The sequence below is a fragment of the Aquimarina sp. ERC-38 genome, from assembly GCF_026222555.1.
Taxonomy (GTDB): domain Bacteria; phylum Bacteroidota; class Bacteroidia; order Flavobacteriales; family Flavobacteriaceae; genus Aquimarina.
Genome location: NZ_CP098511.1, coordinates 3711703 through 3726305 on the forward strand (window position 1 = coordinate 3711703; position 14603 = coordinate 3726305).

At 35.0% G+C, this 14603-nt stretch carries 15 protein-coding genes; 11 read left to right on the forward strand and 4 right to left on the reverse strand.

The features are described 5' to 3' along the window. The first annotated feature begins 4 nt into the window (after positions 1-4). The 6 genes from NBT05_RS15490 to NBT05_RS15515 all read left to right on the forward strand — a co-directional run bounded on the left by NBT05_RS15490 (position 5) and on the right by NBT05_RS15515 (position 6359). Entirely contained in the window at positions 5-715 is a 711-nt protein-coding gene (locus NBT05_RS15490; protein WP_265770794.1) for a hypothetical protein, read from the forward strand. Positions 716-717: 2 nt separating this feature from the next. Next, positions 718-1977, forward strand: coding sequence for a DUF4350 domain-containing protein (locus NBT05_RS15495; protein ID WP_265770795.1), 1260 nt, complete (start codon positions 718-720; stop codon positions 1975-1977). Between the two features lie 2 nt (positions 1978-1979). Then, a complete protein-coding gene (locus tag NBT05_RS15500) occupies positions 1980-2996 on the forward strand; it encodes an AAA family ATPase (RefSeq protein WP_265770796.1) in 1017 nt (338 codons plus the stop codon). Then, entirely contained in the window at positions 2997-4331 is a 1335-nt protein-coding gene (locus tag NBT05_RS15505; protein ID WP_265770797.1) for a DUF58 domain-containing protein, read from the forward strand. It begins immediately after the preceding gene. A 142-nt stretch (positions 4332-4473) separates the two neighbouring features. Next, on the forward strand, positions 4474-4893 hold the full coding sequence (locus NBT05_RS15510; protein WP_265770798.1) for a DUF2141 domain-containing protein: 420 nt from the start codon (positions 4474-4476) through the stop codon (positions 4891-4893). A gap of 518 nt (positions 4894-5411) precedes the next feature. After that, positions 5412-6359: a LysR substrate-binding domain-containing protein gene (locus NBT05_RS15515; RefSeq protein ID WP_265770799.1), complete on the forward strand. Its 948-nt coding sequence runs from the start codon at positions 5412-5414 to the stop codon at positions 6357-6359. Between the two features lie 21 nt (positions 6360-6380). Here the strand turns inward: NBT05_RS15515 and NBT05_RS15520 are convergent, their stop codons facing one another. Together NBT05_RS15520 and NBT05_RS15525 are read right to left on the reverse strand one after the other, a co-directional pair. Further along, complete coding sequence (locus NBT05_RS15520) at positions 6381-6578, reverse strand: hypothetical protein (RefSeq protein WP_265770800.1); 198 nt, start codon at positions 6576-6578, stop codon at positions 6381-6383. A 133-nt stretch (positions 6579-6711) separates the two neighbouring features. Beyond that, positions 6712-7512 carry a TIGR00266 family protein gene (locus NBT05_RS15525; protein WP_265770801.1) on the reverse strand — a complete coding sequence of 267 codons (801 nt, stop codon included), beginning with the start codon at positions 7510-7512 and terminating at the stop codon, positions 6712-6714. 428 nt (positions 7513-7940) lie between these two features. Here NBT05_RS15525 and NBT05_RS15530 point away from each other — a divergent pair, with 428 nt between their 5' ends. Beyond that, the gene (locus NBT05_RS15530; protein ID WP_265770803.1) at positions 7941-8909 is read left to right on the forward strand and encodes a hypothetical protein; all 969 of its coding nucleotides are present in this window, start codon (positions 7941-7943) and stop codon (positions 8907-8909) included. Between the two features lie 237 nt (positions 8910-9146). Here the strand turns inward: NBT05_RS15530 and NBT05_RS15535 are convergent, their stop codons facing one another. Next, entirely contained in the window at positions 9147-9599 is a 453-nt protein-coding gene (locus NBT05_RS15535; protein ID WP_265770804.1) for a DUF4442 domain-containing protein, read from the reverse strand. A 153-nt stretch (positions 9600-9752) separates the two neighbouring features. On the opposite strand from NBT05_RS15535, the gene NBT05_RS15540 reads away from it, so the two are divergent. The 4 genes from NBT05_RS15540 (at position 9753) to NBT05_RS15555 (ending at position 13480) form a co-directional block, all read left to right on the forward strand. Next, complete coding sequence (locus NBT05_RS15540) at positions 9753-10208, forward strand: DUF4870 domain-containing protein (protein WP_265770805.1); 456 nt, start codon at positions 9753-9755, stop codon at positions 10206-10208. 116 nt (positions 10209-10324) lie between these two features. Beyond that, entirely contained in the window at positions 10325-10669 is a 345-nt protein-coding gene (locus tag NBT05_RS15545) for a PadR family transcriptional regulator (RefSeq protein ID WP_265770806.1), read from the forward strand. Then, on the forward strand, positions 10662-12449 hold the full coding sequence (locus tag NBT05_RS15550) for a PspC domain-containing protein (protein WP_265770807.1): 1788 nt from the start codon (positions 10662-10664) through the stop codon (positions 12447-12449). Before NBT05_RS15545 ends, NBT05_RS15550 begins: the two co-directional genes overlap by 8 nt. Before the next feature lie 170 nt (positions 12450-12619). Further along, positions 12620-13480, forward strand: coding sequence for a GIN domain-containing protein (locus NBT05_RS15555; RefSeq protein WP_265770808.1), 861 nt, complete (start codon positions 12620-12622; stop codon positions 13478-13480). A gap of 119 nt (positions 13481-13599) precedes the next feature. Here the strand turns inward: NBT05_RS15555 and trxB are convergent, their stop codons facing one another. Then, the gene (gene trxB / locus NBT05_RS15560) at positions 13600-14571 is read right to left on the reverse strand and encodes a thioredoxin-disulfide reductase (RefSeq protein ID WP_265770809.1); all 972 of its coding nucleotides are present in this window, start codon (positions 14569-14571) and stop codon (positions 13600-13602) included. Positions 14572-14603: the final 32 nt, after the last annotated feature.

Genomic DNA, 14603 nt, shown 5'->3' on the forward strand with positions numbered 1-14603 from the left:
GTAGATGGTAGTAGAATTCTTTAGTAGTAAAAATATGCATCCCGGGTTATGGTTCAGTACTCAGGATAGTACCTCGGTAGCCTTGGACAGCAGTAAAACGTCCATCGTATCTTTTACTGAAGATTTATCACAAATTTATACGGATGATGCTTTTAAATACCCGGTAGAAGAAGTTGTCAATCAGAACTTTTTAGAACGAGCTATCAACTGGTTGTTCCGAAGTCTACAGGATTTGTTTGGGATTAACCTTCCCCCGGGAATCCAGAAGTTGGTTACAAGCTTTATCTATATTTTATTAATTGCAGCTGCTATTTATTTTATAGTAACATTATTAGTGGGTAAAGAAGCGGTTTCTTTTTTTAAAAAAAAGGAAGTTTCCGTACAACCCTTAGTATTTAATGAAGAAGATATTGATCAATTAGACCTTGACAACTTATTAAACGAAGCCCTTTCTGATAAAAATTACAGATTGGCTATCCGGTTTCTTTATCTAAAAACATTACAACAGTTAAGTTTAAAAAATAGGATTCAATTTCATGCTGAAAAAACCAATAAGGATTATGTAAGCGAAATCGAAAATATACAGGTTAAAAATATTTTTAAAAAGATTTCTTATGCCTACGAATATATCTGGTACGGGGAATTTGAAATTGATCAAAATGGTTTTGAACTGGCACAATCTTCATTTGAACAATTAAAACGCATCACCGGATAGCTATGAATAAAAGAACACGAAATATAGGTATTCTTTTAGGTATTGCCATCCTAACCATAATCATCATTGAGGTAGTACGCCCCACTCCCATTAACTGGAGTCCCAGCTATACTTCTTTTGATAAAATACCTTACGGAGGGTATGTTGTCACCGAAGAGCTTAAAAAATTACACAAAGGGGAGAATTTTAAAATCATCAATCGGAATCCTTTTGAGTTCCTGTTAAATTCTGAAGATACTGTTACTTCAAAAAATGCAACCTATGTTTTTATCAATAATACGGTTAATATTGATAAACAATCCTACCTTCAGTTAATGGATTTTGCTGAAAAAGGAAACCATGTCTTTATCTCCTCTCATTACTTCGGAAATTACTTTGCGGATTCGCTAAAGGTAGAAACTGAAATTAGCTACACCTTCTTAGCAGAGGAAGTTTATCCTAATTTTTATTCGGAACATACGCAATTAGAACAACCACCAGCATTAAAAAGGGGTGTTTATAAGACTACTTTTAAAAGTTTTGATACGCTTCAAACCACAGTTTTAGGTTATTTTAAAGAAGAAATTAAAGAGGTAGAAGATCAGGAAGAACTCACGGATACCTTGTCCGTAGTTACAAACGAAGTAGATGCAGCTGCAAAGACAACTAACTTTATAAAAGTTAGAAAAGGTAAAGGATATTTATTTCTACATACCGTACCCGAAGTTTTCACAAATTACTACCTCTTAAAAAATACCAATAGGTATGCTGCGACTACAATGTCCTTTGCAACAACACATCCAATAATCTTTTGGGATGACTATTTTAAGACAGGACGTAAAGTAATTAACTCACCCATGCGGTATGTACTAAGCCAAGTTCCGTTAAAATGGGCGTACTACCTTTTATTATTTGGGTTAATTATTTTTGTCATTATTAAAGGAAAACGGAAACAACGAATTATCCAAGTAATACCACCTTTGGAAAACACTACAATTACTTTTACTCAAACCATTGCGGATCTATATTTTCAACAGAAAGAATATACCAGCATCATAGAAAAGAAAATTACCTACTTCCTAGAAAAGGTAAGAAGCACTTTATACTTACCTACCGAAGATTTATCGACTTCCTTTATTAAAAAGTTGGCTTTGAAATCTAATAATTCTCCGGATATCACCCGGGAGCTGGTAGCATTTATAAAAGTATTGCAAAAAAAAGAACACTGTACTGAACAGGATTTAATTACATTACAGAAAAAAATGAACGATTTCAGCATCTAATTATGGACGAAATAGATATCAACACTTCCGGTTCTTCTGAAGAAAACGAACTACAGTTTAATAATCGTATTGATTTAACGGCTTTGCAGGAAGCCGTACAACAAATTAAGGACGAAATAGGAAAAGTAATTGTAGGTCAGGATCAATTTATTGAATTATTGATTATTTCCATTTTGGCAAACGGACATTCGCTTATCGAAGGTGTTCCGGGTGTGGCTAAAACGGTAACTGCTAAATTACTGGCAAGAACGATGAACGTAGATTTTAGCCGTATTCAATTCACTCCGGACCTGATGCCTAGCGATATCTTGGGAACTTCTATTTTTAATGTAAAAACATCGGAGTTTGAATTTAAAGAAGGCCCGATCTTCTCTAATATTATCCTAATTGATGAGATCAACCGGGCTCCGGCAAAAACTCAGGCAGCCCTGTTTGAAGCCATGGCTGAAAGACAAATTACCATTGACGGTAAGCAGTATGGTATGGAAGCCCCTTTCCTAGTATTTGCCACACAAAATCCGATCGAACAAGAAGGAACTTACGCTTTACCCGAAGCACAACTGGATCGTTTTCTATTTAAAATAGATGTGGGTTACCCTTCATTACAAGAAGAAATTAAAATCCTGGAAGGGCAACACGAGCGTAAAGATGAAAACCCGACGATGTCAATTAGTTCCGTATTAACTTCAGAAAAAATTGCGGAATATCAACATACGATTCAGCAGATTATTGTAGAAAAAAACCTGATGCACTATATCGCATCTATCGTACATCGTACCCGGGATAACGCCAACTTATATTTAGGAGCTTCCCCTAGGGCATCTTTATCCATCTTGATAGCATCAAAAGCCATGGCAGCTATTAACGGAAGGGATTTTGTAACTCCGGATGACATAAAAAATGTAGCTCCCACCGTTTTAAAACATCGTATCATCTTAACCCCCGAGCGGGAAATGGAAGGTTTTACGACTGATCGCATCGTACGTCAAATTATTGAAACCATCGAGATCCCTAAATAATTGAAGCAGTTTTTTAAAAGCCTATATCTTTCCACCCGGTTCTTTACAGCATTCTTTAGCATTGCCGTATTATTTATTATATCCTATTTTTTCCCGGGATTATTTTTTGTAGCACAAATGCTATTTTATCTATTAATGGGCTTGTTAATTATTGACATTATATTATTGTATCGAAATAAAACGGGAATTAAGGCAAAACGAGCGCTTCCGGATCGGTTGTCAAATGGAGATAACAATACGGTTCGGATTGAATTACAAAATACCTTTTCCTTCCGTTGTTTTTTAAATATTATAGACGAATTGCCCGTGCAATTTCAGCAAAGGGAATTTTCAAGATCTATTTCTCAGGCTTCAGGAACAACTAAGGAAATTCAGTATCAAGTACGGCCTCTGGAACGGGGAGAGTATCATTTTGGTTCTTTGAATATCTTTGTTTCTTCTGCTTTACAGTTGGTTATTAGAAGACAACAATTTTCTAAGGAAACCATGGTACCTACCTACCCTTCTTTTCTTCAATTAAAAAAATACGAATTTCTGGCTTTTACCAATCGATTAAAAAGTTACGGTTTTAAAAAAATAAGAAGGATCGGACATACCCTTGAATTTGAACAAATTAAAGAATATATTCCCGGAGATGATGTAAGAACCATTAACTGGAAAGCAACGGCAAAGCGCAACCAGATTATGGTCAATCAATTCCAAGATGAAAAATCGCAACCGGTATATTCTATTATTGATACCGGGCGAGTGATGAAAATGCCTTTTAATCAATTAAGTTTATTGGATTATGCTATCAATGCAACGTTAGTCATCTCCGGAATTGCTTTAAAAAAACAAGATAAAGCCGGGATGTTTACCTTTTCTCGAAAAGTAGAAAATCTAATACCTGCGGATCGAAAACAAAGCCAAATGCAGCGTATTATTGAAACCTTATATAACATCCAAACGGATTTTGCCGAATCGGACTTTGAGCGTTTGTACGTAGATATTAAAAGAAATTTAAAACAACGCGGACTTCTATTGTTATACACCAACTTTGAAACCCTGGATGGACTCTATCGGCAGTTACCTTATTTACAGGCTATCGCCAAAAATCAATTATTGGTGGTCATCTTTTTTGAAAATACGGAACTTACGGAAGTTTTAGAAAAACCAGCCTTATCAACCCGACAAATTTTTGAAAAAACCATTGCCGAAAAATTTGTATACGAAAAGAAGCGTATTGTAAATGAACTCCGGAAACGTGGTATCTACAGCATTCTTACCAAACCCGAATCCTTGACGGTAGATACTATTAATACTTATCTTGAGATTAAAGCCAGAGGGCTTTTATAGACTATTCTCTATTTCGGTTAAACTAAAGATTACAATTCATCTTAAGTAAATGACGGTTGAGTAAGTCAAAATAGTGAGAACTATGAGCAAGTTATACTTTTGAACTATCAAATTAAAAGAATAACAATTAAATCTTATTATTATGAAATCACTATTTATCTTTCTAATTGCATTCACTTTACAATTTACAACAAACGCTCAGAATGCTTCAGGTACGACCATTACCGTAACGATTCCTAACGTTACCAGTTCTGAAGGTACAGTACAGGTTGGTCTTTATGATGAACAAACTTTTATGAAAGCAGCTCCGATCCAGGGTGAAATAAAGAAAATAGAAAACGGTAAAGTTACTGTCACTTTTGAAGACGTAGCCCCCGGGACTTATGCTATTTCTTGTTATCATGATAAGAATAATAATAACCAAATGGATTTTGAACCTACGGGAATGCCTAAAGAAAGCTACGGAATCTCTAATAATCCGATGAGTTACGGACCTCCAAACTGGTCAGAAGCCAAATTTGAAGTCTCAGGGGATCCTATAACCATGGAAATACGGATGTAATATAATTTTTATTAAAGAAAAAAAGCCATTCTGAAACCTTCAAGGATGGCTTTTTTAATTACTGTTAAACTCATTTACAAATGGTATAATAATAGAAAATTAGCATTGGTTGACCTCTGATATATTTAGGGAAAAAAGCGTCAATTTGAGTGTTTTTTCGTAATGAAATGAAGAAAAAATAGCCTGTCCTTGACTTGATCGAGGATATCGAAAATAGCTTTTTTGACTAAAATCCTTGTCATCTTGAGCCTGGACGAAAGACTCGATAGCTCTGCCGAACGTAGATGAAGTACACTTCTTCCTTTGGTCAAAGCATTCAAACTTACAGATTTTAAAATAAAAATTACTTAAATGTACTTAGGGTCAAGTTAATAGTTACCAAATCTTACCTGTTATTTCATTAAGGCATGGCTTAATAGGAACTATTTACATTTTCAATAGACAAAACCTGAACTTTTGCAGTTTTTTAATAGCTATTAATGATAGTACAATTACTTTTGTAAAAACCAACAAGATAAATGACCATTACTCAATTACGCTATGTTCTTGCCGTAGCCGAACATAAAAATTTTACCAAAGCTGCCAGAAAGGTGTTTGTAACCCAACCTACCTTAAGCATGCAGATTCAGAAGTTAGAAGATGAACTGGATATTCTGATTTTTAATCGAACCAAGAAGCCCATTGAACTTACCGAAGTGGGCAGTAAACTGGTCGAACAGGCCCGTAATATTGTAAATGAAAGCGAACGTATTCAGGATATTGTTGATCAACAGAAAGGGTATATAGGAGGTGAATTTAAACTAGGGGTAATCCCTACGGTAATGCCCACCTTACTACCGATGTTCTTAAATACGCTAATCAAAAAATATCCTAAATTAAAATTAAAAATAGAAGAACTTCCTACGGACGCTATTTTAGAACGATTGGATGACGGCCATCTCGATGCTGCAATTGCAGCAACCCCGCTGGAGTTGGCGGATATTAAAGAAAGGGTATTATACTACGAACCCTTTGTTGGGTACATTCCGAAAAACCATCGGTTACATGCTAAAAAGGATATAGATATTGAAGACCTGGACATAGGTGATATCCTTTTATTAAAAGACGGGCATTGCTTTAAAGATACGGTACTTAATTTATGCAAAGCAACCCGATTGTACAATGACGACCCTTTTCAATTAGAAAGCGGGAGTTTTGAAACCCTGATTAAACTTTCAAACGAAGGCTTAGGGATGACCCTGCTTCCTTATTTACATACTTTAGATTTAAATGAATCCGAAACTCAGAATCTTCGCTATTTTACGGAACCTTCTCCCGCCCGGGAAGTAAGTTTAATTTTTAATAAAAGTGAATTAAAAATGCATTTAATAGAAGTTTTATATGCAATCATACGTAGTATCGTTCGGGGGGCAATTACTTTTCAAAATGTAAAAATTATTAGTCCTAAAGAAAAAAGTGGCGTTTAAGCCACTTTCTTTAACATCTCTCTATCTATTTAGATAGATTAAACAAGGTCGTAATTCCGGTTGATTTTTTAATAAGGATTCAATCCAAAGCCTTAATTCATCGATTTCGTGTGGAAGTAATCTATTTAGTGCTTTAATTACTTCTTTAGTAAAAAGATTGACATCAAAACTAACTTTTTTTAAAATTGTTTTGGTGTAATCAAACATTGCTCTAGCCATACACAAATTTTGGTTTAACAAATTATTTTTTACTTACATTAAAGTAAGAAATTACTTACTTTTTTCTAAAGTTGTTAAGCTAATATATACAAATTATAACCATAATTTGTTCTTTAACCCATTTTTAACAATGTTAAAAATTATTATCCCCATCCAGAATATTACCTAAACCACCGAGAATACTTCCCTCACCTCTACTCTTTCCTCCTGCTGCCGGAGCAAGTGCTAACACTCGGTTTGCCAATCGGCTAAACGGTAAAGATTGTATAAAAACAACACCCGGTCCGGTTAAGGTAGCAAAGAAAAGGCCTTCTCCTCCAAAAATCGTATTCTTAATACCACCCACAAACTCAATGTCGTAATTAACCCCTTGTGAAAATCCGATAATACACCCGGTATCTACTTTTAACTTTTCTCCGGCAGCAAGTTGTTTACGTACCATGGTACCTCCGGCGTGTACAAAAGCCATTCCGTCACCTTCTAATTTCTGCATGATGAAACCTTCGCCCCCAAAAAGGCCTCGACCTAGCTTTCTTGAGAATTCAATTCCCACCGAAACCCCTTTGGCAGCGCATAAAAAGGCATCTTTTTGGCAAACAAATTTATACCCGAATTCCGTCAAGTCCAACGGAATAATTTTTCCCGGATAGGGAGAAGCAAAACTTACCTTTTTCTTACCGGGAATAGTATTGTAGAAAGCAGTCATAAAAAGACTTTCACCAGTAAGCAAACGTTTACCCGCCCCAAAAATTTTTCCCATCACTCCGGTGTCTTTTTGTGAGCCATCCCCAAAAATAGTATCCATTTTGATTCCCTCTTCCATCATCATAAAACTACCGGCTTCTGCAATAACCCCTTCTTGCGGATCGAGTTCGATCTCTACATATTGCATTTCTTCTCCGTAAATTTCATAATCAATTTCGTGTGATGTCATAGTTGTATTATTTGTCAGTTGTTGTTTATTTAGTTACCAGGCAAAAGGCACTAGTTACTTGTTAATGCTTTATTGTTGATGGTTATTAGTCCTTTCTATTATAAAAGAATTAAGTTCCCAAACTGGAATATCTCCAAGTTTAAAAAGTTAAAACTGATTTATACATTTAAAAGAAGAATAAAATTAACTTTTGTTACAAAATGCGATGATAAGGTTTTCTTAAAAATTAATTATTAAGGAAGGCAAAAAGTTGTTTTCTATCAGCTACTCTATTTGCTAAAGGAGCATGAAGGATACGAAGAAATGAAGTTACTTCATAAAATTGTTCGATTTAACATTAAAGTAAGCTATGACCGTATCATTTAATTGGGTTGTCCTTTCCTTTTTTAATAGATTTACAGCCGAAAACGCAAGCTTACTTTAACCACATGAACTTTAGAACATCACTCTTTACAGGTATACTCATTATCCTGACAACTTTTAGCTATTCACAAGCTAGAATTGGTAATTTTAATCTTTCCGCATATAAATTTAATAAACTCAATAAGGAAACCATAAAGAAATTTACTTCCAAAAAAACAACGTTCATCTTACCGGACTTGTATTCCGAATCTGAATTTAATGATATTATAAGTGAAGTTTGGGATGTTACCCCCTATCAGTTAGTAATGCAGAAAGATTTTAATGTATCGCTAATTAATGAAGAGGATGGGATCGGGCAATTTAAAAATGTAGGTATTTCAAAAGTAAAATCTAACGGTACTATCATTAATTATTCCTTTCACATTTTAGATTTTCATGTGGTTAATTCCTTTAGAAAAAAAGTTAAAAAAGGAAAAGCTGCGTGGAGTTCCTCAAAAATAGGAACTATCTACTTTACACCGGATATTGAATTACGAAAACAAGCGGGTGCCTTTTCTAAAGATATCAAAGGGGAATTAATAAACTTTAAACTTGGCTATTTAAAGAATCTCCTGCAGTTTGTAAATAACTCCATAAAGAATGAAATATCTACAAATCTCTATGACAACTTTGTAAAACCCGAATTAAAAAATCTTCGGAAAACCACCCTGTATATTGATAAAAAGTTTTTAGAAAATTCATATGACCCTTTTCTTGTAAGTTTCAAAAAACCACTTAAAACAGAAAAGATGATGAAAAATTATACTTACGACTATAAAGTAGTTGAATATAAAGAATTAGAAAATATGATTTTGGGAAGTCAGAAAGAAGATTTTTATTATCTCATGTATAATCAAATCAACTCTAATAAAATAATAACCATTATCAATGGAAAAACCGGGGATATTATTTACCAGAAACATACTTTAGTATCCTACAATATCAAACCAAAAGACCTAAAACAACTGGACAAAGAAATTAGAAAAGCAAAGTAAAATCAAAAGAAATAATTTTTATCCTCTAACAGTGATAAGCGAGCAAATCTATTTTCTATTCTCTAAAAGTAAGCGACAGCGAACGAGTAAATCTATCATCTATCAGTGAGCAAAGCCAACAAATTTATTTTCTTAAACCTACTATTGAGCGACAGCGAACAGGTCTATCAGTGAGCAAAGCGAACGGGTCTATCATCTATTCTCTAAAAGTGAGCGACAGCGAACGAATCTAACCAACTACTTCACCCGAATCGTCCATTCAAAATTAAAAGTAGAAACCACCACTCCCTCTTCATTTGTGCCTACCGCTTGCATCCAAAAGGTCTGCCCTTCTTTAGTTTCAATAGTCTTAGCGATAGCTTCAGTAATTAAATGACCGTCTTTACAAACAAAATTGATCCGTCCGGTGGCTTTCTTAGTAAAGGTAGCATTATTCGTAGCAACCAACATAGAAATCTTTTGACCACTTTCCTGAATATGTCCGATCACCAATGCCCCCGTAGATAATTCGGCTGCCATGGCTTGTACCGCAAAATACATGGATTTAAAGGGATTTTGATTGATCCAGGAATGTTTTACACTTACCGTACAACTGGTATCATTAATAGCCTTAACCCGTACCCCGCACAACCAGGCAGAAGGCAATTTAAGCATCGCAAAACTATTCAATTTAGCTGGTGTAATTTTCATAAGCTGTAGATATACCGGGCAATATACCAAAAATTACCTGAGCACATATAAATTTCTGAAATCACAATTATATGTTAATTTATACTACTATGTTTTGCACAATACCTTCTTTTAGATATATATTTGCATAAGAAACTATTATATACTTTTAAAATGGATACTACACATTATCAGAATATCGCTACATTTTTACATCTAAGTACATTTTCGAAATATTTTATTCCCCTAGGTAATTTTATCGTACCCATAGTTATCTGGATAATGAACCGCGATAAATCCAATTTTATTGATAAAAATGGTAAAGCTGTGATCAATTTTCAATTAAGTATCTTGATTTATACGATTGTACTAGGTATGATTTCAATCCCCTTTTTTGTATTTAATCTTTTTGATCACTCCGAAGCTTTATTTGATTTTGATAATTGGAATCATTTTAATATTCATATTCCGGACTTCGTGGGATTTCAAACCCTAATCGGTTTCTCCATAATCGGGTTAGTGGCAGCAGCCGGGTTTTTTATTGAAATTATTTTAATCCTAACTGCTTCTATTAAAGCAAATAAAGGCGAAGCTTACGAATATCCCTTTACTATCCGATTTTTTAAATAAACCTAACTATAAAATTTACGATATCAGTTTTGTCATTTATCAATCCAATTACAATCATTCATCAATTAGAAATTATCAATCATGAACGAACAGTTTAACCCTATAAAAACGAATACATGAAAATCGAAAACACAAAAGCGCAGATGCGTAAAGGTGTGTTAGAATATTGTATACTATCCATCCTTAAAGATGAGGATGCATATGTAGCAGAAATTCTGGGAACACTTAAAAACGCTAAGATGCTGGTTGTAGAAGGAACTATCTACCCTCTGTTAACCCGTCTTAAAAATGCTGGTCTTCTTTCCTACCGATGGGAAGAATCAACCTCCGGACCGCCACGTAAATATTACGGACTTACTAAAACCGGACGCCTATTTTTAAAAGAACTAAACACCACCTGGGACGAGTTACAACAAGCGGTAACTATGGTCACTAAACAAAAAAATAAGAACCATGAATAAAACAGTAAATATCAACCTGGCTGGAATCTTTTTTCATATTGATGAAGATGCTTACGCAAAACTACAGCGTTACCTTGAGGCTGTTAAACGCTCTTTTACCGACTCTGAGGGCCGCGATGAGATTATTGCTGATATTGAAGCCCGAATTGCTGAATTGTTTAACGAAAAAGTTGAAAATTCAAAGCAGGTCATTGGTAATAAAGAAGTAGACGAGGTAATTGCGGTAATGGGACAACCGGAAGATTATCGGATCGATGAAGAAATATTTGAAGAAGAAACCACTGCAAACCATAGAAAGGCATCGGGTAAAGCAAAACAACTATTTAGAGACCCTACTAATTCTTATATCGGTGGAGTGAGTTCAGGTTTAGGGCATTATATTGGTATAGATCCCATATGGATTAGACTGGCCTGGATATTCTTGACCTTATCTTCGGGAGGTGGGTTTATCCTAATTTATATTGCGCTATGGATTTTTGTACCGGAAGCAAAAAGTACCGCGGATTTTTTAGCCATGAAAGGGGAAGCGGTTAATATCAGTAACATCGAAAAAAAAATTAAAGAAGGCTTTAACGGGGTAGCTGATAAGATGAAAGATGTTGATTATCAAAAATATGGTAATAAAGTAAAATCCGGATCTACCTCGTTCTTTAATGCATTGACTAAAATTTTAGTTACCTTATCTAAAGTCATCGTAAAACTGGTAAGTTTATTTTTAATTTTTATTGCTGGTTCAGCTATCATTGGGTTATTGATTGTCTTTATTTCCATTGGTATCTTTGGATGGATAGAAAATCCCATGGTAGATTATATTACCGTATCTCATCATTCGGATTTTCCTCTTTGGTTGGTATTTATATTTATATTTTTAATTACGGCCATTCCTTTCTTCTTTCTATTAGTCCTGGGACTTAAAATTCTGTTTAGTAACTTAAAGTCTATTGGGAGCCGTGCAAAAATGGTATTATTAGGTATTTGGATTTTATCGGTAATCGGATTATCAGTATACGGTATTGTCCGGGCTACCGGTAGTAATTATGAAGCTAAGGTAGAAAGCAAATCCGAAGTTCTTGATATCACCGCTAAGGATACCCTGATCGTTCGAATGAATAGAGAATCCGGGCTATACAATTATTCCTCCCGAGGGAACAAGTATAAAATCAGAACGGATGATAATAATACTAAATGGATTATATTTAACCGGGTAAATATTCGCATCCAGGAAAATTATACCGGAGATAAAGTAACGCTAAAGATCATTAAAAACGCAGAAGGGAGATCCTATAAAGATGCGGATCAAAGGGCTCAAAAGAGTAATTATTCTTATCAATTGGTAAACAATCAACTATTACTAGATGCTTTTGCTACTACAGAGTTTCAAAACAGGTATAGAAATCAGGAAGTTGAAGTCATACTTGCTATTCCCGAAGGAACTACCCTCTATTTTGATCAAAATACAAGGCGTTTTACAAATTCGTATCGACATGATGGAAACTATGTAGACATTGATCGTCAGGAAGAACAATACCTGAAGCTACAGAAAGGTATTTTTGAATGCCTGGATTGTAACGAAAAAAAGCGTTTTCATAAGGGTAAAAAAGAAACTTATGTAGATGTAAAAAACGAGAATGAAAAAACAAGTTTACTGATTGATGAAGATGGCGTGAACCTGGAAGGTGAAAGTGCTAAACTAAAAATAAATGAAGATGGCGTACGTATACAAAATGAAGAAATGGAACTAAGAATCGATGAAAATGGGATTCGGGTGATTACTAAATAAACTTATAATGGACCTTGTAAACTTATTTTATTAAATTCTAAAAGAGACCGCGCTAATTTTATTATAGTACGGTCTTTTTTACAGTAATTCAACCCTGATTGACTTTAAAAAAGTATGAATTTCCTTTTGTTTTTAGTTTGCAAAATTTCTGAAAAGTTTACATTTGCCTTATGAAAACGTTCACATACTTATACATTAGCTTATGTCTTTGCGGACAACTATTCGCACAACAAAGCAAAATTAAAGGGAATAAAATTGTAGAAACCAAACAACACGTACTGGATGCTTTTCACTCCTTAAAGCTTTCTAACGAATTTAATGTTATCCTGGATGAAGGTAGTGAATACATTGCTACTATTGAAGCAGATAGCAATCTCCATAAGCATATTGAAACTACGGTGACCAATGGGGTTTTATCTATTTCGTCCGGTAAAAAGTTCTCCAAATACAGGAAGTTAGAAGTTCGTATATACTACCCAAATACCATAACTAATATTAGCTTATACGATGAAGTAAAGTTGAAAGCTGTCACTGCAATAACTTCTGTCAACTTTAAGCTAGATGCTCATGATGCCAGTGAGACATATTTAACGGTCAAAGCAGATACTTTAAAAACCTTTTTGAATCATAAAGCCAATGTAGAACTGCATGCTATGGCTACTACCATCTATTACCAGTTACAAGATGATACCACCTTAAAAGGTATTGTAATGTCTGATGATCTTGCTGTAGATATGTACCAGAAAACAACTGCAAAATTAGAAGGTGAATCAAAGCACATTCGCGTAAGGGCTAACCAGGAAGCTAACTTTTTAGGCAATAAACTAATAAGTGAAAAAGCCGTACTTATGATTAAGGATAAAGCAGATATGTATTTGCAGGCAACTTCTGAAGTAAAACTTGATGCCAGAGGTACTTCTAAGGTATATTTAATCGGAAATGCTCCGGTGGTAACTATTAATGTATTTGAAGATACTCCAACCTTATTTAAAAAAGAAATTGACTACACACCCGGTCTCTTTTCTTTTTAGCATCAACATCTTATTATTCAAGTATAATAAAATTGTCTCCATAAAAAAGCCTGTTTAAAGACCAATACTAATACTTTTAAACAGGCTTTAGGTATTTTTCTTTCTATATTTAGAAGAAGTTAGGCTATGATTTCCTCTTCATGTGATTCTACTTTTGCCAGGTATCGCTCCGCATCCAGGGCAGCCATACATCCGGTACCCGCAGCAGTAATTGCCTGGCGGTATTCTTTATCCTGTACATCACCACAGGCAAAAACTCCTGGAATATTGGTTTCAGTAGACTTTCCTTCGGTAATAATATAACCGGTTTCATCCATAGTAACCTGATCCTTAAAAACTTCCGTATTAGGTTTATGTCCTATGGCAATAAATAACCCGGTAATGGCTATTTCGTCTTTCTCATTCGTTTTATTATTTACAATACGTAAGCCTTCTACCACTTGATCTCCCAGTACTTCATCTACCTCACTATTATACCTTACAGTAATATTTTCCATTCCGTTTACCCGGTGTTGCATTGCTTTAGATGCCCGCATTCGATCTTTACGAACCAGCATCGTCACGTGAGAACAAATATTTGCCAGGTACGTAGCTTCTTCAGCTGCAGTATCACCTGCGCCTACGATGGCTACGTCTTGTCCTTTATAGAAAAATCCATCGCAAACCGCACAGGCAGATACTCCCCCACCCCGTAAACGTTGTTCGCTGGGTAATCCCAAATATTTCGCCGTAGCTCCGGTAGATATAATAACCGTTTCCGCTTCAATATGGGTAGTATTATCCACTACCACCTTATGAACACCTCCATATTCTTTACTAAAATTCACTTCGGTAACCATTCCAATCCGTACCTGAGTACCAAAACGTTCTGCCTGTTGTTGCAGTTGCACCATCATGGTAGGCCCATCAATACCTTCCGGATATCCGGGAAAGTTATCAACTTCGGTAGTGGTGGTTAACTGCCCGCCCGGTTCCATTCCGGTATACATTACCGGTTTTAAATCAGCTCGCGCTGCATAAATTGCTGCTGTATACCCGGCAGGACCGGAACCTATAATTAAACATTTTATTCTTTCTATATTTTCTGCCATTTTCGTTATCCTTTATTCTATAGTAAAAGTAG

Coding starts and splice junctions, on each gene's coding strand:
- NBT05_RS15490 (WP_265770794.1), top strand. CDS start 5: ATGGTAGTAGAATTCTTTAGTAGTAAAAATATGCATCCCGGGTTATGG.
- NBT05_RS15495 (WP_265770795.1), top strand. CDS start 718: ATGAATAAAAGAACACGAAATATAGGTATTCTTTTAGGTATTGCCATC.
- NBT05_RS15500 (WP_265770796.1), top strand. CDS start 1,980: ATGGACGAAATAGATATCAACACTTCCGGTTCTTCTGAAGAAAACGAA.
- NBT05_RS15510 (WP_265770798.1), top strand. CDS start 4,474: ATGAAATCACTATTTATCTTTCTAATTGCATTCACTTTACAATTTACA.
- NBT05_RS15515 (WP_265770799.1), top strand. CDS start 5,412: ATGACCATTACTCAATTACGCTATGTTCTTGCCGTAGCCGAACATAAA.
- NBT05_RS15520 (WP_265770800.1), bottom strand. CDS start 6,578: ATGGCTAGAGCAATGTTTGATTACACCAAAACAATTTTAAAAAAAGTT.
- NBT05_RS15525 (WP_265770801.1), bottom strand. CDS start 7,512: ATGACATCACACGAAATTGATTATGAAATTTACGGAGAAGAAATGCAA.
- NBT05_RS15530 (WP_265770803.1), top strand. CDS start 7,941: ATGAACTTTAGAACATCACTCTTTACAGGTATACTCATTATCCTGACA.
- NBT05_RS15535 (WP_265770804.1), bottom strand. CDS start 9,599: ATGAAAATTACACCAGCTAAATTGAATAGTTTTGCGATGCTTAAATTG.
- NBT05_RS15540 (WP_265770805.1), top strand. CDS start 9,753: ATGGATACTACACATTATCAGAATATCGCTACATTTTTACATCTAAGT.
- NBT05_RS15545 (WP_265770806.1), top strand. CDS start 10,325: ATGAAAATCGAAAACACAAAAGCGCAGATGCGTAAAGGTGTGTTAGAA.
- NBT05_RS15550 (WP_265770807.1), top strand. CDS start 10,662: ATGAATAAAACAGTAAATATCAACCTGGCTGGAATCTTTTTTCATATT.
- NBT05_RS15555 (WP_265770808.1), top strand. CDS start 12,620: ATGAAAACGTTCACATACTTATACATTAGCTTATGTCTTTGCGGACAA.
- trxB (WP_265770809.1), bottom strand. CDS start 14,571: ATGGCAGAAAATATAGAAAGAATAAAATGTTTAATTATAGGTTCCGGT.